This is a genomic window from Pseudomonas marginalis, assembly GCF_024169655.1.
Taxonomy (GTDB): Bacteria; Pseudomonadota; Gammaproteobacteria; order Pseudomonadales; family Pseudomonadaceae; genus Aquipseudomonas; species Aquipseudomonas paraveronii.
This window is the reverse complement of record NZ_JALJWV010000001.1, coordinates 4,640,451-4,660,255: the sequence shown is the minus strand read 5'-3', so window position 1 is coordinate 4,660,255 and position 19,805 is coordinate 4,640,451. Positions and strand designations below refer to the sequence as shown.

The following is a 19,805-nucleotide window of genomic DNA, read 5'->3' as shown; positions in this document are numbered from 1 at the left end:
CGCGAGTTGCGGCAACGGGGCGGGATTGTAGAGAGCGGAACTACAAGGGGCGGCGCTACTGACTCGCAAGCGCGGGCGGCAGCATCGCGGCCATGACTACGACTGAACTGCTCCCAATCGATCCCCGACGCCAATCCAAGTTTCTGTATTGGATGGGTTGGCGCATCTGTGAGATTGCCGAGGCTACGGGCGAAAAGGAAAAAACGTTACACAGCTGGAAGGCCCGTGACGAGTGGGACCGGGCGGATAATATCGAGCGAATCGGCGGGGCGCTGGAAGCGCGGCTGGTGCAACTGATCCTCAAGGAAGGGAAGAGCGGCGGCGATTTTAAAGAGATTGACCTGCTGCACCGACAGCTGGAGCGCCAGGCCCGCATTCAGCGCTTTCAGGGTGGCGGCACCGAAACCGAACTCAACCCCAACCTCGCCAAGCGCAACGAGGGGCCGAAGAAAAAGACGCCGAAAAACGACATCAGCGAAGACCAGATCGAGCTGCTGCGTGAGGCGTTTATCGATGGGTGCTTCGACTACCAAAAAGATTGGTACCGGGCCGGCAATCAGCGAACCCGCGTCATCCTCAAAAGCCGTCAGATCGGTGCCACTTACTACTTTGCCCGCGAGGCGTTCATTGATGCGCTGGAGACCGGGCGCAATCAGATCTTCCTGTCGGCATCGAAGAACCAGGCCTACCTGTTCCGTGGGTACATCCAGGCGTTTGCCCGCGAGGTTATCGGTGTCGAGCTGACAGGTGATCCTATCGTTCTGCCCAATGGAGCGGAGCTGTTTTTCCTCGGCACCAACGCGCGCACCGCCCAGGGCTACCACGGCAATTTCTACTTCGACGAATTCTTCTGGACGTTCAAGTTTGAGGAGTTGAACAAGGTTGCGTCGGGTATGGCGATGCACAAGAAGTGGCGCAAAACCTACTTCTCGACGCCGTCGACCATGGCCCATGAGGCCTACACCTTCTGGACGGGCGAGCGCTTCAACAAGGGCAAACCGGCGGCGCAACACACCAAAGTCGATGTATCCCACGGGGCGCTCCAGCAGGGTAGGTTCTGCGAAGACCGGTTGTGGCGACAGATCGTCACCATCCTCGACGCGGAGCAGGGCGGTTGCGACCTGTTCGACATTGAAGAACTGCGGCGGGAGTACAGCCCGGAAGCGTTCGCCAACCTGCTCATGTGCGAATTCGTCGACGACGGCGCTAGCATTTTCCCGCTGACGGTGTTGCAGCCCTGCATGGTCGACAGCTGGGTCGAGTGGGCAGAGGACTACAAGCCGTTTGCGATGCGACCGTTCGGCGACCGCCAGGTGTGGGTGGGGTATGACCCGGCGGAAACCGGCGATTGCTCGGGTCTGGTGGTGGTCGCACCGCCTTTGGTACCTGGGGGCAAGTTCCGGGTGCTGGAGCGTCACCAGTTCCGTGGCATGGATTTCGCGGCCCAGGCCAGCGTGATCAAAGCCGTCTGCGACCGCTACTGGGTGACGTACATCGGGATCGATGTCACCGGCCTGGGCAGCGGCGTGGCGCAGCTGGTGCGCCAATTCTTCCCCAATGTCACCACGTTCAGCTATTCGCCTGAGGTCAAGACCCGCCTGGTGCTGAAGGCCTACGACGTGATCCACCGGGGCCGGCTGGAGTTCGACGCCGGCTGGACCGACATGGCGCAGTCATTGATGGCGATCCGCAAGACCATCACCGCAGGCGGTCGCCAATTCACCTACACCGCCGGCCGCAACGACAACACCGGCCACGCCGACCTGGCATGGGCGCTCTTTCACGCATTGCACAACGAACCGCTGGAGGGGCAGACGTCTGCCAACACCGGGCGGATGGAGATTTTTTGATGTCGAACCGCCGCAGAAATACCAAGCAAGTGGCCCAGCCTTCCACGGTTGCAACGCAGGAGTTTATTCCGCGCAGTGACAGCAAGATGGAGGCGTTCAGCTTCGGCGATCCGTCACCGGTGCTGAGTGGCCGAGAGGTGTTTGATTATCTGGAGTGCTGGTTTAACGGGCGCTGGTACGAGCCGCCGCTGTCTCTGGATGGCCTGGCACGTTCGGTGGGTTCCAGCGTGCATCTGCATTCGGGACTGATGTTCAAGCGCAACCTGTTGAGCAAGACGTTTATCCCGCACCGGCTGTTGTCGCGCGCGGCGTTCGAGCAGTTCGCCCTGGACTTCCTGTGCCTGGGTAACGGGTATCTGGAAGGACGGCGCTCGATGCTCGGCCCGGTGCGCGAGCTGGTACCGCCTCTGGCGAAGTACATGCGCTCGGGCAAGGATGGCCGGCAGTTCATGGTCCAGGGCTGGAAGGAAGAGCACGAATTTGAGCCGGGCACCGTTTTCCACCTGCGGGAGGCGGATCTGCACCAGGAAGTGTACGGCCTGCCTGAGTGGATCAGCGCCTTGCAGTCGGCATTGCTGAACGAGTCGGCCACGCTGTTTCGGCGCAAGTACTACGAAAACGGCAGTCATGCCGGCTTCATCCTCTACATGACCGATGCCGCGCAGAACGAAGCGGACGTCGACTCCCTGCGCAAGGCGCTCAAGGATTCCAAGGGGCCTGGCAACTTCCGCAACCTGTTTGTGTACTCGCCGAACGGCAAAAAGGACGGGTTGCAGATCATCCCGGTCAGCGAAGTGACGGCCAAGGACGAATTCAACTCGATCAAAAACCAGACCCGCGACGACGTGCTGGCCAGCTTGCGCATTCCGCCGCAGTTGATGGGCATTGTGCCGCAGAACGCTGGTGGGTTTGGGTCGATCAGGGAGGCGGCGCAGATCTATGCGGCCAATGAGCTGGAGCCGATTCAGGCGCGCATGGCGCAGGTGAATGACTGGCTCGGGGAGGAGGTGGTGCGGTTCAAGCCCTATGAAATTCCCGTGGGGGACTAAAAACCCCTGCGCAGCAAACGAGGCGACGAACCGGTGCGTCAACACCGGTTCGACGCTGAAACACTCGAACACGCCGAGTGCTCCAACCAAGGCCTCGCCCCACTGCGCAGGGGGTGCGAAGCCTAAGCGAATCCAATTGTCGAAACAAGGATCACTTATGAGCACACCAATAATCCCGTGGATGGGCGGCAAGCGTCGCCTGGCAGATCGTCTTATCCCGCTGTTCCCGCCGCATGAATGTTACGTCGAGGTCTTTGCCGGCGGCGCCGCGCTTTACTTCATGCGGCCCCAGGCTGCGCCGGTTGAAGTTCTAAACGACATCAACGGCGACCTGGTGACGTTGTACCGGGTCGTACAGAACCACCTGGAAGAGTTTGTGCGCCAGTTCAAGTGGGCGCTTAGCTCGCGCCAGGTGTTCGAATGGCAGAAGATGACCAGGCCGGAAACACTTACCGACATCCAGCGGGCAGCGCGTTTTTTCTACCTGCAGCACCATGCGTTTGCGGGGAAGGTCAGCGGGCAGACATTCGGCACAGCCACCACGGGGCCGGCGATCAACCTCCTGCGGATCGAGGAGAACCTATCCGCTGCGTGGCAGCGCCTCTCAGGCACCTACGTTGAGAACCTGGGCTGGCTGGAATGCGCGGAGCGGTACGACCGACCGCATACGTTCCACTACATGGACCCGCCTTACTGGCAGACCGCAGGCTATGGCGTGGACTTTCCTTTTGAAAACTACGAGCGGATGGCCGACTTCATGCGCCGCTGCAAGGGCAAGGTGATGGTCAGCATCAACGACCACCCGGATATCCGGCGTGTGTTCGACGGATTCCACTTTGAGACGGTGGACATTCGCTATAGCACGGCGAATCAGCGGCAGGCGAAGACTGAAGTCAGCGGAGAGCTGGTAATCATGAATTGGGAGCCAGCAGCACTGGGCGGGTTGTTCTGAATCAAGAAGGGCCGCGGGTATGAGTCTATACCCGCGTAACCAAGCCGCTGCCGAGGTAGCGGCTGGTTATTTCTTCAAAGGGCTACCCCTGTATGCTTTTCGAGTTGCTGCTTGACCAATCCCTTCGCTAATTGGCCCAGTAGTTCGAATGTGAAGCCGCTGGCTTTGAGCGCCCCTTGTTTTGTCATATTCCAGATTTTATCGTCCCTTACTGAGTCGGCAAAATCGTGTCCAGACGGTGTCAGCCCAGAAAAAATATAAAAGCCCCCGGCACCGCCTGGTATCTCAAAAAGCCCGCTCTGGATAGCCAGTTTGAGGTGATATTCAACCTGGGCTGGAGTAAATCCATCAATCACCATATCGGTGTCAAAATCTTCGTAACTTACTAAATCGTTTGGTCCCTGATGGTCTTTCTCAACCTCAAGCACTACGAGCCTCATTAAATCCATATCTCTTTGCATGTGTGTCTCCTTACGTTGTCTCAGGCTTCGCTCAACACCAAGCGCCCCTTGATACTACAACGCCACTAGCACGAATGCTTATATCTCTGGTGGCAATAGTTTCTTAAGGTACTGGCTGAATCAAACTGGCTTCCTTGTTTCTTACGTTGCCTACGGCGGTGCTGACCTTGAACCATTCAAAGGCCTCGGTCGGCTCGCCCTGGTGCAACACTATCTGCTCGGCGCGCTCTTTTGGCGTTGCCGGGTCAAGCCACTCGCGGGCAAGGTCCGGCGTCAGCACCACGGGCCTCCGGTCGTGAATGTCCACCATGCCGCCGGCACTATCGGCGGTGATGATCACAAAACCATCATGCTCGCCCGGGCCTTCATCGGCGTCCGGGAGTTGGCCGATGGCCGCGCATAAGATCGGTTCTCCGTCCCGCCTGCGGATCAGATATGGCTGTTTCTTTGTGCCGCCTTCATCCACCCACTCAAACCAATTGTCGATAGGCGTGATCGCACGGTGCGGCCAGATCGCCCGGAAGAATGGGCCGTGAGCGACCTTTTCGACGCGTGCGTTGATCGGTGCGGCGCGGTCTTTCGCCCAATGCGGTCGCCAGCCCCAGCGAACTGGATCGGCGTGCAGCAATTCGCCTTGCATGTGCAGTAATGCCACCTGGGTCGTCGGAGCAACATTGTACCGTTCGATCGGTTGGTCACCCACTGAGTTTGCCAGGGCGTTGGGCATGCTCAGCGCCGCAACGAAGTCATGGATTCCCCTGTACTGCGACAGCCTTCCGCACATAGCCAAACCCTCCTTCCGTTTGATCTTAGACAATCGTTGTCGGTCGAGGTCTCATCTCGTTGACGATTCGCTTCAGGCCTTCGGCTTCACGCTGACTTGCGCGCAGTGACGTCGTCAGCGTGTCGATCTGCTTTCGCATCTCAGCCGCTTCGCCGCCTCTCTGACGGAGGTATCCGGCGAACTCGGTGTTCTTCGCCTGGGTAGTCAGCAGCATCTGACTGATTCCGAAAACATCCTCCCGCGCTTTGCGCAGTTGCACGTTCAGTTCCTGGATCTCGTTCTCCAGGAGGCGACAGTGCTGCCGGTACATTTGCAATGGGGTAGGGAGGCCAAGCCAGCCGAGGGTGTCTTCATCGTTATTCATGGGGGCGAATCCAATACTGTATACGCATACAGTAATCGAGGTTTTCCCATGACGCGATTTGAGGCGACGAACTGTAGGAGGGAGGGGGGGCTTTGGGTCAGAAAAATCAGCTGGGATAGATGAAAGTTCACCCTTCAGCAGCATGAAAAAACCCAGTTCAACATAGCATTTGCAGGATGTCACGGCAAGCCAAAGCGGCTGCGCGGCCCAATAAACACGGGGCTTCGGAGGCTGCGCGGTTGGCACCCAGCGAGCTGCCGACAACGTGGGGAGTTGGCGTGCCAGATATCGGGGTACAGGCGTGCCACATCGGGGCGGTGACGTGCTTCAGCACTCGGCGCGCGCCGTCGTCCCCCCACCTCGCCTGCGGGCTAAATGGGTCGTTTTTTCCGCGTTCCTGCGGACCACTCGCGGCGGCTCAGGCTGGGCGCTTGCTTTGCGTTGTGGGGAGGTTGAAAGCCTGCGGAACCCTGCACCGGGGGATTTTTTTCGAAAGGCCTGGAGGCTTTGCTGCGGCGGTAGAGGGAGGGTGTTTCAGAAAGAGTAATTTCGGTAACCACTTCTGGGGAATGGGCTGGAGGCCGCGTATTCCGTGGGGTTAGGTATTACAAAAAGGAGTAACAGAGAAGTAATTAAAAAAGTAATTTTCTATCAAGTTATTGATTTTAAAGGGTTTTAAATATGGCGAGGGTTACAGTTATAAAGAGTAATCAGATTACTTCAATATTACTTAAATATTACCTTTTCGCCACTGACATAAAACCATATATTTCAATGACTTAGATGGTTTTTTTGGTCAAGATTACTAATGTTACTCTTTTTTTAGCCCCCACCCTACACCTTGAATTTTATGCCCCTACACGTATGATGCGCCCGCGAACTTAGATGCGTGCTTGAGCCCGTGGGAATGGCGTGGGAATGATTTCCCGCAGCCAGCACCGCTGGAGCCCTCGTAAACCGGGGTGTTTGTTGTGTGATGGAGGGTGCGGGTACTTTCGAATCTCTCCTTCACCGCCACATTCTACAAACACAAACCCCTGATTTTCCTAGTGAAAGTCGGGGGTTTGTGGTTTTTTGTGGCTGAAAAAAAGGCCATATAGGCCCAATGTGGGACTGACGGTGTTTTTTGCCGTCTGTCTTCAGACACGGCTGTTCGGCGGGTTCAGAATTGACAGGTGGGCTTTTATGCTTGTTAAGCAGGCTGCTTTCGGCCAAAACTGGTCGATCAGGTGCCTGCGAAAACTAGGAGGATTCATCCTGCATCGAATCGTTCGCAATTCTTCTGCCCATCCGGACTGCGTAAAATGACCACCCGACCGAAGCCGAAACTCAACCTTCGCATTCTGATTCTTATCTTTGTACTGCTTTCGGCAATCGCAACCCTGGGCAACAGTTTCTGGGTGATGTTCAAGATTCAGAAGCAGGAATTGATCGAGAATGCGCTGGAAGTGAACAAAGCCTATGGCTCTCGGATCGCCCGGAGTGTGGAGCAGGTACTCAACTCCGACCTCGATAAGCTGAAATATGGCTCGGGCGTCATTGGCAAAACCTTTGGCGACAAGCAAAAACTGGCAGATGAAGTCCAGCGACTGTTTGGGCAAGACGCCAGTTTCAACTCGGTGTTGATCGCCGATGCGGCGGGAACAGTCATTGCCTCAGTTCCCGAGAACCTCCATCTCGATGGACGGACGCTGCAACACAGGGAGCCTCTCAGTCTTCGCACGCCGATAATCAGCAACGCGTTCAAGTCCATCGCCGGCAATCTGGTGGTCTTTATCTCCCAGCCCATATTTGACGCGAAAGGAGAGTACCTGGGCCTGATCGGGGGCAGTATCCAACTTGAACAGAGGAATACGCTCCAGGCGCTGATGGACACCAATGTGCGTAAGGACGGGGCGCATGTTTATCTCGTCGACAGCGCTCGCCGGGTGCTCTATCACACCGATCCCGAGCGCATCGGGAACGTCACTGGAGTGGGGTTGATCGTCGACGCGGCACTTAGTCAGGACGCGGGAACGTTGCAGGCGACGGATGCCAATGGCGTGGACATGCTCGCGGGTTTCGCCAGGGTGCCCAGCAGTGGTTGGGGGGTGATCTCGCAGCAGCCACTCGAAAACATACAAGCCATCCTGCGACACACCATGGCCAAGGTGGCGCAGGGTATCGCGCCCCTGGCGCTGTTCGGAATCGTGTTGATCTGGTGGTTGGGCGCACGGATCTCGGCGCCATTGTCCAGGCTTGCCGATTGCGCCAAACGGCTGGACTCACCGGACAGCTACGAACGTATCAGCGCAATCCCGTCGCGCTATTTCGAAAGCTGGCAGATTCGCAGAGCACTGTTGCTTGGCGCCACCCTGCTACAGGAAAAGATCGGCAAGCTAAACCAGGAGGCACAAACTGATGTGCTGACAGGGCTGGCCAATCGTCGAGCGATGCAGGACGTGCTGTCGCGCTGGCAGGACGCCGACAAAGCGTTCGCAGTCGTTTCCATGGACATCGACCACTTCAAGCGTGTGAACGATACGTTTGGTCATGGTGTGGGTGATGAAACGCTGAGGGCCATCGCGCAACTCATGCACCAGAACTCACGGTCCAACGACTTGCCCTGCCGGGTCGGCGGAGAGGAGTTCGTATTGTTATTGCCCAACAGTTCGCTTCAGGCTGCAACGGATGTCGCCGAGCGATTGCGTGCCTCGATCGAAGCCGCAGACATTGTTACTGTCGGGCACATCACCGTGTCGCTGGGCGTCGCGTTATGGCATCCCGATGGCGATTCGATATCCGCTGTGCTTGAGAGGGCTGACCAGCTTTTGTACCAGGCCAAGCAAAACGGTCGTAATCGGGTGGTGGCGGAACAGGCTTGATGGGTGGCCCGCCAGTCTCGGGACACGCCTTCAATGCCGATGCCGATGATGAATGTCCGGAAAATGCGGATGGCTATGCTTGATCGGGTTATGGGTATGCACATGAGTGTGCGGCATTGCCGGGTCACACTCAAACGCGTGTTCATGTTGATGATGTTCATCGTGGACATGCCGATGCCCGTGTTCCGTCGCCTCATGCTGATGTGCATGGGCATGGCGCTCGGTCAGGTGCAGCCACACCCCCACAGCCATCAGCGCCGAAGCAATCCAGAACGCGCCGCTCACCGACTCGCCCAGCACCAGCAAGGCCAGTGCAGCGCCGAGGAAGGGCGCGGTAGAAAAATAGGCGCCGGTGCGCGCACTGCCCAGCCCGCGTAACGCCAACACAAACAGCACCAGGCTGATGCCATAGCCGAGAAACCCGACCAGCAAAATCGGCGCGAGCTGCGCCAGGCCGGGGATCTGCGCGCCGAGGTACAGTGCCAGGCTGCAATTGACCACACCCGCGATCAAGCCCTTGGCGCCGGCGATAAACAGCGCGTCCGAGGCCGACACCTTGCGTGTCAGGTTGTTATCAATCCCCCAGCACAGGCAGGCCACGGCAACCGCGAGTGGCCCGGTCCAATCGTGACTGTCGGCGCCGCCTTGGGGCCATGACAACGCCACGCCACCCAGCACAATCGCAATCATCCCGAGGACGATGCGACGGTCAGCGTTTTCCCTGAAGACCAGCCAGGCGATCAACGCGGTCAATACCGATTCAAGGTTGAGCATCAGCGACGCGGTGGCGCCGGAGGTTCGGGTGAGGCCTAACATCAGGGCCACGGGCCCGAAGATGCCGCCGAACGCAATGGCGCCGAGCAGCCACGGCCATTCGGAGGGCGTCAGCCCGGTGGGGGTCCAGCCGCGATCACGGATAAGGCGCACGATGGCGAGTCCGGCGCCGCTGCCGAGGTAAAGCAGGCCTGCGAGCAGCACGGGCGAGAGGCCCAGGCCGAGGCTTTTGGCGAGCGGGGTGCTGGCGCCGAACAGCGCGGCGGCGGCGAGTGCGTAAAGGATACTGAGGTTCATGGACCCTCCTCGAAAGGTTGGTCCATGATACGTCGCACGCTCAGGTTAAATCCCGGGCAAATAGTGCATCGTTCGGTTTAGTGCGCAGCTTTCAGCTTAACCACATCACCGGAGATCTTGGTGGTGTAACCGCTCAGCACCCAAGCCCAAAACCATTTTTCCTGGACTTCGGTATTGATCAGCGCGTCGCCACCTTTTGCCTGGATGGCAGCCGTCTGGGCGCGGACGAAACGGCTGTTCTGGCCGATTGGGATCACACCGAACAGCATGATGCCGGTGGCGGTGGCTTCACTGTGACCCAGCACGGTGTATTGGCTGCTGTCATATTGCGGGGATTTGATGGCGGTGCCGGTGCAGCCTGCGAGGGTGAAACCGAGAACTGCTGCTGCAACCACTTTACTGACGTACTTCACTGAGTAACTCCATGGGCTGAATCCCGAGATTCAATTCTCGGGGGGCGATACTTTAAACGCTCCTGTAACAGATTGAAAACAATTGCCGGTCGTTCAGGCTTGCACATACACCCAAGCCGTCAGGCCCGATGCCAACGCCACGCTGACCCGCTTGTAGTCGGACACTTCATACGCATCCGCCGCCGCCAACTCCTGCTCGGTAATCTGAAACACCCTGCCTTCAACGCTGGCGCCTTGGTCGGTGCTCGGCGCCACAATCGGGTGATGGGTCTTGCCACTGGTGGCCAGCACTTGCGGGTCGGTAATCTCTACCCAGTTTTTCGAGTAGCCCAACATTGCGTCGTGCTGGCCTACCAGTTCTCGGCCGAAGTGGGCGAGTTGGACGGCCTTGTCCTGCAAGGTGCCGTAGGAAAACAACAGTACGGGGAATTCGGCGCAGCGTTCCATTTTGGTTCCTTTGAACGATTAAGCGAGTAGGTCTTCATAGAATGCGCCATACGGCTTGCTCGGGTGAGCGATCTGGATTTCCAGAATCCACAGCCCCGCATTCGGGTAGTGCTCGAAGTCGCCGAGGTCGCCGCCACGATGGATCGCGTGGGGAAAGTCGCTGACGCGGTGGCCCTTGATGTCGAGGTTCAACTGCCAGCCCATGGCCTGGGCTTGTGCTTCGGCGTAGCGGTAGAGTTCGAGGCCGATGACCTGGTCGTTTTTCCAGCGCGCCTGCACGCGGTCGAACAGCTCTTTGGCCGCGTTGGCGCAGGCGATCATGTCCGGGTCGGTGCCGGTGCTGAAGGTGGCACCCGCGTCGCCTTCGTGACCTTGCCAGACGGCGCCCATGTCGATGAAGAACATGTCGTTTTCACCGAGTACCGGGTCACCGTCGGAGCGTTGCTTGAAGGTCTTGAGGGTATTGGCGCCGAAGCGCACCAGCAGCGGGTGCCAGATGCGTTGCATGTCGAGGTCGGCGAGGACGTGCTTGCCCAGCTCGCGCGCTTCGGATTCGAGCATGCCGGGGCGGATGCGCTGGGCCAGTTGTTCGATGGCTTGCCAGGTCATGGCCTGGGCATGGCGCATGGATTCGATACTGTAGGCGGCGCCCACGGCTTCTTTGGGTTGTTCCGACACCGTTATCTCCTTGTGCGGTGGGTAGCGTTATGAGGTTTACTATATAGCGACTGGTATTGGGCGCCCAAGCGAAATTATTAGACATGCAGCCACGCCAGGCTGCCCAGCACCACGGCGACACCGCCAGCGGTATACGACATGCGCTTCAACCATTCCTTGCGCGTCAACAACGTAATCGCCGCCAACGAAATCGCGATCTGAATCGCCGTCATCGCCTGGGCCCAGCGGTGATGCTGGTGCAGCGCTTCTTCGGATTTCTGATCCCATTCCCGTGAGGTTGCCTCAAGTTTCTCGGCCTGTTTACGCACGTCTTCCTTCTGGCCCTTGTAGCGCTCGCTCTCATCCTTGTAGTGCGCGGCGTCCACACCGGGAATATGGGTAGCCAGTTCCGCCAGGTTTTGCCGGCTGGATTTGGCCTGGTAGTAGTTCCACTGGTTGGCGGCTTCGGTCTTGAAAATGGCGGCGTTGTTCTTGTCCATCGCCGCTTCGCTTTCGGTGGAGCCGGCCTGGTAGCTGAGCATGGCGCCAAGGGTGGCCATCAGCGCGGTCATCACGGCGATGCGGCTGGCGAAATTGTCACCGCGCGCGTGGGCATGTTCGGTGGTGTGTTCGATGTGTTTTTCGTGGGGGCTGGGGACTTCGAAGGCTTCGGTCATGGGGGCGGCTATGAAGGGATTGAGGGCGTTTGATTCTTCCTCAGCGAAGCTGTCTCAATCCTGTACGTAATGCTGTAAACCCGCGACTAGCGCGTCAAACGTCGCCCGGCAGCGTGGGCTGTTGCGCAGGTCTTCATGCATGGTGACCCAGGTGTCGAGTTTGAGCGCGAATGCTTCCGGCAGTACCCGACGCAGGCGCGTGTCTTGTTGGGCCAGCTTGACCTGGCATCCGCCGATGCCGGCGCCGGCACGGATCAGCGCCAGTTGCGCCAGGTCGCTGTCGCTGCTGAGGGCGAAGGTGCTGCGTTCGAAGCCTTTAACGGCCAGGCTGCGGATAAACGCGTTTTCCCGGTCGTAGCCGATCACCGCGTGGTCGGTCAGGTCTTTCAACTCTTGCGGCGTACCGTGCTGGTGCAGGTAATCGTCGCGGGCATGCAGGCCGACTTCGATCAGGCCGATGCGCTGTGCCAGCAGTTGCTCCTGGCTGGGGCGGACCATCCGCACGGCGATGTCAGCTTCCAATTGCAGCAGGTCGCTCAGGCGGTTGGTCAGGACCAGTTCGACCTTGAGCTGAGGATGCTGTTGGCGCAACCGCGTGATGATTGGCGGCAGTACTTCCACGCCGACCACCTCGCTGGCGGATACGCGCACCACGCCGCGGACCTCGTCGCCTTGGGCGGAGGCGCTACGTTCGAGGGCGGCGGCCGTGCGCTCCATTGTCTCGGCGTGGGCTCTCATGGTGTGGGCCACTGCCGTCGGCAGCAGTCCGGTGGGGGAACGAGTGAACAGCACCACGCCCAAGGCCGTTTCCAGCGCGGCAATATGCCGACCGACGGTGGGCTGTGTGATGCCGAGCTGCCGTGCGGCCCCCGACAGCGATCCTTCCTTGAGTACGCCAAGAAACGATCGGTAAAGCTCCCAACCAATGTTCAATGCCATGCGTAAATGTATAGCGTCTGGATGGTCTTCGGCAATTCCTCTATAGCTGTGCTGCGAACAGAATGGCCGCTCCAACCAACGTGGGAGCGGATGATGAGCAAGGTTCTGGTATTGGGTGCAACCGGCGGTATCGGCGGCGAAGTGGCGCGACAGCTGAGCGCGGCGGGCTGGCAGGTGTGTGCGTTGACCCGGGATGTCGTCAAGGCCCGTAGCCAGAATGCCGCCTATACCTGGCTCAAAGGCGATGCGCTCAATCGCGACGAAGTGATCGCTGCCGCCCGTGGCTGCGCGGTGATCATCCATGGGGTGAACCCGCCGGGCTATCGCAATTGGGCCGAGCAGGTGCTGCCGATGATCGACAACACCATAGCGGCCGCCATCGCCGAGCGCGCGACCATCGTGTTGCCCGGTACGGTCTACAACTTCGGGCCGGATGCGTTCCCGGTGCTTTCCGAAGACTCACCCCAGCACCCGCTGACCCGCAAGGGCGCGATACGGGTGCAACTGGAGCAGCGCTTGCTGCAGTCTTCCCGCGAGGGCGCTCGTGTAGTGATCGTGCGTGCCGGGGATTTTTTCGGCGCCGGAGCGGCCAACAACTGGTTCTCCCAAGGCCTGGTCAAACCCGGTAAACCGGTGCGCGCCGTCAGCGAACCAGGCGTGCCTGGCGTCGCCCACCAATGGGCCTACCTACCGGATGTGGCGCGCACCATGCTCGAGTTGATTGAGCGTCGCGCCACCCTCGAGGCCTTTGCCTGCTTTCATATGGCCGGGCACGTGGACAGTGATGGCACGCAGATGAGCCAGGCGATCCAGCGCGTAGTGTTACGCAGGACGGGCCTGCAACCGCGTGTAGGCGTATTTCCCTGGTGGTTGTTGACGTTGGCTGCACCGTTTGTCGTGACCTTTCGCGAGATACAGGAGATGCGTTATCTGTGGCAAACCCCGTTGCGTATGGATAACCAACGCTTGCTTGCGGCCCTGGGCCACGAACCCCATACGCCGTTGGAACACGCGGTGGAGGCCGCATTGACCAGCCTGGGCTGCCTGCCCACGCCTGCCTGATCAGGCGCACAGCCTAAAGGGTTGCCTGCCGACAAGCGTGGCCGGTATTGTGCTGAATCCTTTTAGTCCTTCCTCCAGGGTTTTGTTGTGATGAATGCACCGCGTAGCGCAGTCGGTCCGATCAAGGCCGTGATTTTCGATATGGACGGCTTGTTGCTGGATACCGAAGGCATCTACACCGAAGTGACGCAGATCATCGCCGAGCGCTTCGGGCGTACCTATGACTGGGGGATCAAACAGCACATCATCGGGCGCGGTGCCCAGGACCTGGCCGACTACGTGGTCAAGGCGCTGGACCTGCCGATCACGGCGGCTGAGTTCCTCGAAATCCGTGAGCCGCTGATGAGCGAACGTTTCCCCAGGGCATTGGGCATGCCCGGTGCCGAAGCGTTGGTACGGCACCTGAGTGCGCACAATATTCCGATTGCGGTGGGCACCAGTTCGTCGCGCAACTCCTTTGGCCACAAGACCACGCTGCACCGCGAGTGGTTTGGCCTGTTTGGCACCATCGTCACGGCTGACGACCCGGAAGTCGGCGCGGCCAAACCCGCGCCGGACATCTTCCTCACCGCCGCGCGGCGCCTGGGCATTGCGCCGCAAGATTGCCTGGTGTTTGAAGACTCGCCGTTCGGCGTCACCGCGGCGAAGGCGGCCCGGATGACCGCCATCGCCGTGCCCGATGAAGCCATGGCCGACAGCAAGTACCACCACGCCGACCAGATCATCCGCAAACTCGCGGACTTCGACCTCGCCGCCTACGGCTTGCCGCCAATGTCCTGACCCGGGCTCCTACAGGCGGTTATGCACTGAACCCACCATCAATGGTCAGGCTGGCTCCGGTGATATATCCGGCTTCCGGCCCGGCGAGGTAGGCCACAAAGCTGGCGATCTCCTCGACATGGCCATAACGGCCCACCGCCATCAACCCGATCAGGCTCTCGGCGAATTCACTGTTCGCCGGGTTCATGTCGGTGTCCACCGGCCCTGGCTGCACGTTGTTAATAGTAATGCCACGCGGCCCCAGGTCCCGCGCCAGGCCCTTGGTCAAACCGACCAGCGCCGCCTTGCTCATCGCATACGGCCCGCCGCCGCCAAACGGCATGCGCTCGGCGTTGGTGCTGCCGATGTTGATCACGCGGCCGCCTTCGCCCATGTGCTTGGCCGCTTCCTGAGTGGCGATGAACACGCTGCGCACGTTGATTGCCAGGGTCTGGTCGAAGTCCTCCAGCTTGAAGTCTTCCAGCGGGGCGATGGCCAGTACGCCTGCGTTGTTCACCAGGATATCCAGGCGGCCGAAGGCTTGGACCGTGGCGTTGACCGCGTTGCGAATCGCCGTGGCATCGGCGCTGTCGGCCTGAATCGCCAAGGCTTTGCCGCCGGCGCTGATCACGCTGTTCTGCAATTCTGCGGCCTTGGCGGCCGAACTGACGTAGGTAAAGGCGACGGCTGCACCTTGCGCCGCAAGACGCTTGACGATGGCGGCGCCGATGCCGCGTGAACCGCCTTGAATCAAGGCGACTTTGCCGCTGAGGTTCTGGGTGGTCATGTCGATCTCCTAGCTGTTCAAGGCGGGATGCCTTGTTGATGGAGCCGAGTATCGACCTCACCCTGCGCTGTCGGTAGACCCTGATTGCTATAGTCTGTGTAAACCAAAAGTTTAGAGTGGGCGGATATGGAGAGCTTCGGCAGTATCGAATGCTTTGTGCGCAGCGCCGAAGGCGGCAGCTTTGCCGAAGCGGCCCGGCACTTGAGCCTGACCCCGGCGGCGGTGGGCAAAAGTGTCGCCAAGCTGGAAGCGCGCCTGGGTGTGCGGCTGTTCCAGCGCAGCACCCGGCGCCTGACCCTGACCGAAGCCGGCAAGCGGTTCCTCGCCGAAGTCAGCGACAGCCTCATCACCATTCAGAACGCCGTGGCCAACCTGGCCAGCGCCGAGGGTCGGCCGGTGGGGACGCTCAAGGTCAGCATGGGCACAGTGTTCGGTAATCGCTATGTCATGCCGTTGCTGGGGGAGTTCGTCCGGCGTTTTCCGGATATCAGCCCGGATTGGCATTTTGATAACCGCCAGGTTGACCTGATCGGCCAGGGCTTCGACGCGGCCATCGGCGGTGGCTTTGAGCTGCCCCAGGGCGTGGTGGCGCGCAAGCTCACGCCCGCGCACCGGGTGCTGGTGGCGTCAGCGGAGTACCTGGCGCAACGCCCGCCGGTACTGGCGCCGGAGGATCTGGCGCGCTGTCTGGGCATCCTGATCCGCTCCCCGCAAACCGGCCGCGTGCGCTCCTGGCAACTGAGCAACCGTGAGCGCGAACAGCGCCCGTTGGTGCTCAAGCCGCGCATGACCCTGAGCGATTCGGAGGCCGCCTGTTGCGCCGCCGCCCAGGGCCTGGGCATCGCGTTGGTGAGCATGCCGATGGCGGTGCCGTTCCTCGACAGCGGCGCGGTGGTGCGGGTGCTGCCCGACTGGTATGTCGACGACGGCAACATCTCCCTCTACTACGCCGAACACAAACTGCTGCCCGGTAAGACGCGGGCGTTTGTCGACTTCATCCTCGAGCAGTTTTTAATCGCGGGACTGGCGCAGCGCTTCAGCGCGATTTGATCGCCGCGCCCCGTTCTATCGGCTGCGCGGCCAGCCGATGACGTTCTTCGGCCGTGGCGTGGCGTAGGTCCTGACCTTCGACGTCGACAACCCCAGTCGCACCAACCCTTCGGCAATCGTCACCGCCGCCGTCACCCCATCCACCACCGGCACTCCGGTGCGCTGGCGAATGCGTTCGTCCAGCCCGGCCATGCCGCCGCACCCCAGGCAGATCACCTCGGCCTTGTCCTCGCGGATCGCCAGTTCCGCCTGCCGCACGATGGCCTCCATGGCCGCCAGCGGGTGTTCTTCCAGCTCCAGCACCGCCATGCCGCTGGCCCGCACCGAGGCGCAGCGTTGATACAGGCCGGCGAGTTTCAGGCGGTCTTCGATCAGCGGCACCGTGCGGTCCAGGGTGGTCACCACCGAATAGGCGTGGCCGAGGAACATCGCGGTGGTGGCCGCCGCTTCGGTGATGTCCACCACCGGCACGTTCAACAATTCCTGTAGGCCTTCGCGCCCATGTTCGCCATACCCGGCCTGGATCACCGCATCGAACGGTTGGTCATAGGCCATCACGCGGTCCATCACCGCGATGGCCGCCAGGTAGCTCTCAAAATTGCCTTCCACCGATTCGGCGCCGAAGTATGGGGTGAGCCCGATAATCTCGGTGCCCGGCGAGGCCACGGCCCGCGCTTGCTCGGCGATGGTTTGGGTGATGGATTCGGTGGTGTTGACGTTGACCACGAGGATGCGCATGGAATGTCCTTTTTAATGACTGACGTTATCGACTGCAATGCTTTCACCGCTGACATCAGCGTAGAACGGCTGGCGCTTGGCGATCAGCCGGTACAACAGCCCTGCAATACCGGCGCCAAACAACCAGGAAAACGGCGAGACACTGGCAAATCCCGGCAACAGCGCCAGCAGGATGGCGATCACCGCCGCAGGAATAAATGCCGCCACCGCGCGCATATTCACGCCACGGCTGTAGTAATAAACACCCTTCGGGTTTTCGCTGTACAGTTGCGGCACGTCGACCTGGCTTTTACGGATCAGCCAGTAATCGACCATGATCACCCCGTACAACGGCCCCAGCAGCGCGCCCAGGCCGGAAAGGAAGTACACGATCACCAGCGGGCTGTTGTAGAGGTTCCACGGCAGGATCAGCACCGCCACGGCTGCGCTGATCAACCCGGCGCGGCGGAAGTTCAGGTACTTGGGCGCCAGGTTGCTCAGCACAAAGGCCGGGGCGACGAAGTTGGCCATGATGTTCACCGCCACGGTGACGATCAGGAACGCCAGGCAGCCGAGTACCAGGAAGAACGTATTGGGGATCGCCGCGATGATCTCGGTCGGGCTTTCGATCACCCGGCCATTGAGCTGGAACTGCCCGCCGCAGAGCAGCACGGTGATGGCGGCGAACACCAGGATGTTCACCGGCAGGCCCCAGAAATTGCCGACCTGGATGGTCTTGCGGCACGGCGAAGAGCGCGCGAAGTCGCAGAAGTTGAGAATCAACGTGCCGTAGATCGCCAGCCACAGCGCGCCCCCGGCAAAGATATTGCGCCACATCTCGCCACCGGTGAGCGGCTCGCGAATCGACCAGGCGATGTGGCCGTCGGCTTGGAAATACATCCAGCCAGCCAGCGAAGCGACGGTCAGCAAAATCACCGGCCCGGCGAAGCCTTCATAGCGCCGCACCGTCTCCATGCCGTAGGCCAGGATCACCAGTTGCACGAACCAGATCGTCACAAAACATGCCCAACCCAGGGTCGACAGGCCCAGGATCGAGTTGTGGTCATAGTCGGCAAACCCTGGATGAATCGCCGTCAGCAACACTCGGAAAACCACTGAGGCCAGGTAGGTCTGGATACCAAACCAGGCAATCGCAATGACCGCCCGGATCAAGGCCGGAATCTGCGCGCCGTGAATGCCGAAACTGATGCGGCTGATCACCGGAAACGGCACCCCGGTCTTTTGCCCCATATAGCCCGATAAATTCATGAAGAAGTACACCAACGCCGCGCCGATCCCCAGGGATAACAGAATCTGCCAGCCACCCAGGCCCAGGGCATATAAGCCGATGGCGAACGAGTAATTGGCGATGTTGTGTACGTCGTTGGTCCATAACGCAAAGATGCTGTAGCGCCCCCAACGTCGGCCTTCGACCTTGGTCGGCGCCAGGTCCCGGTTGTGCAGGCGTGGGCTGAGTACCAGTGGGCCGGGGCTTGCGGCCTCGGGGTTCAGGGCGGAGGAGGGCAGATCCAGTGCGAGGGTGTTCGAGAGGCGTGTACGCATTCCGGCAGGCTCCAGCACAACTGCAGCAATGCCGCAGCGGGTAAAGTGTATGTATGTTTTGTATTTATTGTATACAAATCGCATTTCACCTTAAGCCACATGCGTGCCAGTTTTTGATCTATGAAAACCTTGGTTAATTTCGTTTTTGCAGGCTCTATAAATAACTGACTGAATTCAAAGCGATATAAATTGACCGTTTGAACAGGTATTTATTTCTAGCGGGGGAGGTCGTCTGTTTAGAGGATAAACAATGGCAGGACGGAGATGTTACGTTTTGGTGCTTGTAAAGAATGATTGCACACAAAAATGGCACCGATGGTTACATCTATGTGTACATTTTTTGCGTTCGGCACAAGACAAGTGTGGGAGGGGCGGTGCGCCGATTCGACTTGCCAGCGTTCCAGTCACCCCATGCAGTGCCTGATACTCCGCCATCGGGGCAAGCCCCCTCCCACACAGTGTTTAGCCTTTGCTGATGAGATTCCCGGCATGCAGCCCGCATTCCTTCTGCGTGGCTTCTTCCCACCACCAGCGACCTTCGCGCTCATGCTGGTTTGGCAACACCGGGCGGGTGCAGGGCTCGCAGCCGATGCTGATAAAACCGCGCTCGTGCAGGCTGTTGTACGGCAGCTCCAGCATGCGGATGTAACCCCAGATCTCTTCGCTGGTCATCTGCGCCAGCGGGTTGAACTTGTACAGGGTGCGTTCCGGTGTAGAAAAGGCCGTGTCGATTTCCAGCGCCGCCACTTGGCTGCGGGTGCCGGGGCTCTGGTCGCGGCGTTGGCCGGTGGCCCAGGCGCGCACGCCGGAGAGCTTGCGGCGCAGCGGCTCGATCTTGCGCACGCCGCAGCATTCGCCATGGCCGTCTTTATAGAAGCTGAACAGGCCTTTTTCTTTGACGAAAGGTTCCAGTTTGCTCTGGTCCGGCGAGATCAGCTCGATGTCGATCTTGTAGAACTCGCGCACCTGTTCGATGAAGCGGTAGGTCTCCGGGTGCAGGCGGCCGGTGTCGAGGCTGAACACCTTGACGTTCTTGTTCAGCTTCCAGGCCATGTCTACCAGCACCACATCCTCGGCACCGCTGAAGGAAATCCACAAGTCATCGCCGAACTGGCTGAACGCCAGCTTGAGAATGTCCTGGGCGGATTTGTTGGCATAGGTCGTGGCGAGTTCAACGACGTCGAAGGCTTGGTTCATCAGGACGGTTCCTACAGGTCAGTGGCGCTGAGCGCTCTATAGGGGAGCGATGGTATCAAAATCCGCCCTGCGTTGCGGCCGCCGCCTTGAATCGCTAGAGTTCGGCAGTCTTTTTGCTCGCTCGGCTTGAACAATACAAATA

General features: G+C 59.8%; 20 protein-coding genes. 7 read left to right on the top strand and 13 right to left on the bottom strand.

The window, feature by feature from the left end:
* Nucleotides 1-92 precede the first annotated feature (92 nt).
* The 3 genes from J2Y83_RS21275 to J2Y83_RS21265 all read left to right on the top strand — a co-directional run bounded on the left by J2Y83_RS21275 (nucleotide 93) and on the right by J2Y83_RS21265 (nucleotide 3,851).
* A complete protein-coding gene (locus J2Y83_RS21275; protein WP_253398018.1) occupies nucleotides 93-1,850 on the top strand; it encodes a terminase ATPase subunit family protein in 1,758 nt (585 codons plus the stop codon).
* Nucleotides 1,850-2,899, top strand: a complete 1,050-nt coding sequence (locus J2Y83_RS21270; protein ID WP_253398016.1) for a phage portal protein — start codon at nucleotides 1,850-1,852, stop codon at nucleotides 2,897-2,899. The genes J2Y83_RS21275 and J2Y83_RS21270 overlap by 1 nt, the downstream gene beginning before the upstream one ends.
* Before the next feature lie 157 nt (nucleotides 2,900-3,056).
* Nucleotides 3,057-3,851 carry a DNA adenine methylase gene (locus tag J2Y83_RS21265; RefSeq protein WP_253398014.1) on the top strand — a complete coding sequence of 265 codons (795 nt, stop codon included), beginning with the start codon at nucleotides 3,057-3,059 and terminating at the stop codon, nucleotides 3,849-3,851.
* A gap of 74 nt (nucleotides 3,852-3,925) precedes the next feature.
* On the opposite strand, the gene J2Y83_RS21260 is transcribed toward J2Y83_RS21265, so the two are convergent.
* The 3 genes from J2Y83_RS21260 to J2Y83_RS21250 all read right to left on the bottom strand — a co-directional run bounded on the left by J2Y83_RS21260 (nucleotide 3,926) and on the right by J2Y83_RS21250 (nucleotide 5,460).
* Complete coding sequence (locus J2Y83_RS21260) at nucleotides 3,926-4,312, bottom strand: DUF2513 domain-containing protein (RefSeq protein WP_253398012.1); 387 nt, start codon at nucleotides 4,310-4,312, stop codon at nucleotides 3,926-3,928.
* 103 nt (nucleotides 4,313-4,415) lie between these two features.
* Nucleotides 4,416-5,096, bottom strand: coding sequence for an SOS response-associated peptidase family protein (locus J2Y83_RS21255; RefSeq protein ID WP_253398010.1), 681 nt, complete (start codon nucleotides 5,094-5,096; stop codon nucleotides 4,416-4,418).
* 25 nt (nucleotides 5,097-5,121) lie between these two features.
* Nucleotides 5,122-5,460: a hypothetical protein gene (locus J2Y83_RS21250; protein WP_126589571.1), complete on the bottom strand. Its 339-nt coding sequence runs from the start codon at nucleotides 5,458-5,460 to the stop codon at nucleotides 5,122-5,124.
* A 1,304-nt stretch (nucleotides 5,461-6,764) separates the two neighbouring features.
* Here J2Y83_RS21250 and J2Y83_RS21245 point away from each other — a divergent pair.
* Nucleotides 6,765-8,324: a sensor domain-containing diguanylate cyclase gene (locus tag J2Y83_RS21245; protein WP_253398008.1), complete on the top strand. Its 1,560-nt coding sequence runs from the start codon at nucleotides 6,765-6,767 to the stop codon at nucleotides 8,322-8,324.
* A gap of 30 nt (nucleotides 8,325-8,354) precedes the next feature.
* Here J2Y83_RS21245 and J2Y83_RS21240 read toward each other — a convergent pair whose 3' ends face one another.
* The 6 genes from J2Y83_RS21240 to J2Y83_RS21215 all read right to left on the bottom strand — a co-directional run bounded on the left by J2Y83_RS21240 (nucleotide 8,355) and on the right by J2Y83_RS21215 (nucleotide 12,528).
* On the bottom strand, nucleotides 8,355-9,395 hold the full coding sequence (locus J2Y83_RS21240; RefSeq protein ID WP_253398006.1) for a DMT family transporter: 1,041 nt from the start codon (nucleotides 9,393-9,395) through the stop codon (nucleotides 8,355-8,357).
* A 77-nt stretch (nucleotides 9,396-9,472) separates the two neighbouring features.
* Nucleotides 9,473-9,808 carry a hypothetical protein gene (locus J2Y83_RS21235; RefSeq protein ID WP_253398003.1) on the bottom strand — a complete coding sequence of 112 codons (336 nt, stop codon included), beginning with the start codon at nucleotides 9,806-9,808 and terminating at the stop codon, nucleotides 9,473-9,475.
* A gap of 93 nt (nucleotides 9,809-9,901) precedes the next feature.
* Nucleotides 9,902-10,255: a gamma-glutamylcyclotransferase family protein gene (locus tag J2Y83_RS21230; protein WP_253398001.1), complete on the bottom strand. Its 354-nt coding sequence runs from the start codon at nucleotides 10,253-10,255 to the stop codon at nucleotides 9,902-9,904.
* Between the two features lie 18 nt (nucleotides 10,256-10,273).
* Entirely contained in the window at nucleotides 10,274-10,933 is a 660-nt protein-coding gene (locus J2Y83_RS21225) for a M24 family metallopeptidase (protein WP_253397999.1), read from the bottom strand.
* A gap of 77 nt (nucleotides 10,934-11,010) precedes the next feature.
* On the bottom strand, nucleotides 11,011-11,589 hold the full coding sequence (locus J2Y83_RS21220) for a DUF4337 domain-containing protein (RefSeq protein ID WP_253397997.1): 579 nt from the start codon (nucleotides 11,587-11,589) through the stop codon (nucleotides 11,011-11,013).
* Nucleotides 11,590-11,643: 54 nt separating this feature from the next.
* The gene (locus J2Y83_RS21215) at nucleotides 11,644-12,528 is read right to left on the bottom strand and encodes a LysR family transcriptional regulator (RefSeq protein WP_253397995.1); all 885 of its coding nucleotides are present in this window, start codon (nucleotides 12,526-12,528) and stop codon (nucleotides 11,644-11,646) included.
* 93 nt (nucleotides 12,529-12,621) lie between these two features.
* On the opposite strand from J2Y83_RS21215, the gene J2Y83_RS21210 reads away from it, so the two are divergent.
* Both J2Y83_RS21210 and J2Y83_RS21205 read left to right on the top strand, forming a co-directional pair.
* A complete protein-coding gene (locus tag J2Y83_RS21210) occupies nucleotides 12,622-13,590 on the top strand; it encodes an NAD-dependent epimerase/dehydratase family protein (protein ID WP_253397993.1) in 969 nt (322 codons plus the stop codon).
* Between the two features lie 90 nt (nucleotides 13,591-13,680).
* Complete coding sequence (locus J2Y83_RS21205; protein WP_253397992.1) at nucleotides 13,681-14,370, top strand: HAD-IA family hydrolase; 690 nt, start codon at nucleotides 13,681-13,683, stop codon at nucleotides 14,368-14,370.
* A gap of 19 nt (nucleotides 14,371-14,389) precedes the next feature.
* Here J2Y83_RS21205 and J2Y83_RS21200 read toward each other — a convergent pair whose 3' ends face one another.
* Nucleotides 14,390-15,136: a 3-oxoacyl-ACP reductase family protein gene (locus tag J2Y83_RS21200; protein ID WP_017848487.1), complete on the bottom strand. Its 747-nt coding sequence runs from the start codon at nucleotides 15,134-15,136 to the stop codon at nucleotides 14,390-14,392.
* A 126-nt stretch (nucleotides 15,137-15,262) separates the two neighbouring features.
* Here J2Y83_RS21200 and J2Y83_RS21195 point away from each other — a divergent pair, with 126 nt between their 5' ends.
* Nucleotides 15,263-16,186: a LysR family transcriptional regulator gene (locus J2Y83_RS21195; RefSeq protein ID WP_253397990.1), complete on the top strand. Its 924-nt coding sequence runs from the start codon at nucleotides 15,263-15,265 to the stop codon at nucleotides 16,184-16,186.
* A 15-nt stretch (nucleotides 16,187-16,201) separates the two neighbouring features.
* Here J2Y83_RS21195 and J2Y83_RS21190 read toward each other — a convergent pair whose 3' ends face one another.
* The 3 genes from J2Y83_RS21190 to J2Y83_RS21180 form a co-directional block, all read right to left on the bottom strand.
* The gene (locus tag J2Y83_RS21190; RefSeq protein WP_253397988.1) at nucleotides 16,202-16,924 is read right to left on the bottom strand and encodes an aspartate/glutamate racemase family protein; all 723 of its coding nucleotides are present in this window, start codon (nucleotides 16,922-16,924) and stop codon (nucleotides 16,202-16,204) included.
* A 12-nt stretch (nucleotides 16,925-16,936) separates the two neighbouring features.
* Nucleotides 16,937-18,466 carry an NCS1 family nucleobase:cation symporter-1 gene (locus J2Y83_RS21185; RefSeq protein ID WP_253397986.1) on the bottom strand — a complete coding sequence of 510 codons (1,530 nt, stop codon included), beginning with the start codon at nucleotides 18,464-18,466 and terminating at the stop codon, nucleotides 16,937-16,939.
* Between the two features lie 462 nt (nucleotides 18,467-18,928).
* Nucleotides 18,929-19,663, bottom strand: a complete 735-nt coding sequence (locus tag J2Y83_RS21180; protein WP_253397984.1) for a phosphoadenylyl-sulfate reductase — start codon at nucleotides 19,661-19,663, stop codon at nucleotides 18,929-18,931.
* Between the last annotated feature and the right edge of the window lie 142 nt (nucleotides 19,664-19,805).

Bases quoted from the DNA above. Each gene is read 5' to 3' on its own strand.
- J2Y83_RS21220 (WP_253397997.1), bottom strand. From the start codon at position 11,589: ATGACCGAAGCCTTCGAAGTCCCCAGCCCCCACGAAAAACACATCGAA.
- J2Y83_RS21265 (WP_253398014.1), top strand. From the start codon at position 3,057: ATGAGCACACCAATAATCCCGTGGATGGGCGGCAAGCGTCGCCTGGCA.
- J2Y83_RS21250 (WP_126589571.1), bottom strand. From the start codon at position 5,460: ATGAATAACGATGAAGACACCCTCGGCTGGCTTGGCCTCCCTACCCCA.
- J2Y83_RS21180 (WP_253397984.1), bottom strand. From the start codon at position 19,663: ATGAACCAAGCCTTCGACGTCGTTGAACTCGCCACGACCTATGCCAAC.
- J2Y83_RS21200 (WP_017848487.1), bottom strand. From the start codon at position 15,136: ATGACCACCCAGAACCTCAGCGGCAAAGTCGCCTTGATTCAAGGCGGT.
- J2Y83_RS21240 (WP_253398006.1), bottom strand. From the start codon at position 9,395: ATGAACCTCAGTATCCTTTACGCACTCGCCGCCGCCGCGCTGTTCGGC.
- J2Y83_RS21275 (WP_253398018.1), top strand. From the start codon at position 93: ATGACTACGACTGAACTGCTCCCAATCGATCCCCGACGCCAATCCAAG.
- J2Y83_RS21190 (WP_253397988.1), bottom strand. From the start codon at position 16,924: ATGCGCATCCTCGTGGTCAACGTCAACACCACCGAATCCATCACCCAA.
- J2Y83_RS21245 (WP_253398008.1), top strand. From the start codon at position 6,765: ATGACCACCCGACCGAAGCCGAAACTCAACCTTCGCATTCTGATTCTT.
- J2Y83_RS21230 (WP_253398001.1), bottom strand. From the start codon at position 10,255: ATGGAACGCTGCGCCGAATTCCCCGTACTGTTGTTTTCCTACGGCACC.
- J2Y83_RS21210 (WP_253397993.1), top strand. From the start codon at position 12,622: ATGAGCAAGGTTCTGGTATTGGGTGCAACCGGCGGTATCGGCGGCGAA.
- J2Y83_RS21255 (WP_253398010.1), bottom strand. From the start codon at position 5,096: ATGTGCGGAAGGCTGTCGCAGTACAGGGGAATCCATGACTTCGTTGCG.
- J2Y83_RS21270 (WP_253398016.1), top strand. From the start codon at position 1,850: ATGTCGAACCGCCGCAGAAATACCAAGCAAGTGGCCCAGCCTTCCACG.
- J2Y83_RS21215 (WP_253397995.1), bottom strand. From the start codon at position 12,528: ATGGCATTGAACATTGGTTGGGAGCTTTACCGATCGTTTCTTGGCGTA.
- J2Y83_RS21195 (WP_253397990.1), top strand. From the start codon at position 15,263: ATGGAGAGCTTCGGCAGTATCGAATGCTTTGTGCGCAGCGCCGAAGGC.
- J2Y83_RS21185 (WP_253397986.1), bottom strand. From the start codon at position 18,466: ATGCGTACACGCCTCTCGAACACCCTCGCACTGGATCTGCCCTCCTCC.
- J2Y83_RS21205 (WP_253397992.1), top strand. From the start codon at position 13,681: ATGAATGCACCGCGTAGCGCAGTCGGTCCGATCAAGGCCGTGATTTTC.
- J2Y83_RS21260 (WP_253398012.1), bottom strand. From the start codon at position 4,312: ATGCAAAGAGATATGGATTTAATGAGGCTCGTAGTGCTTGAGGTTGAG.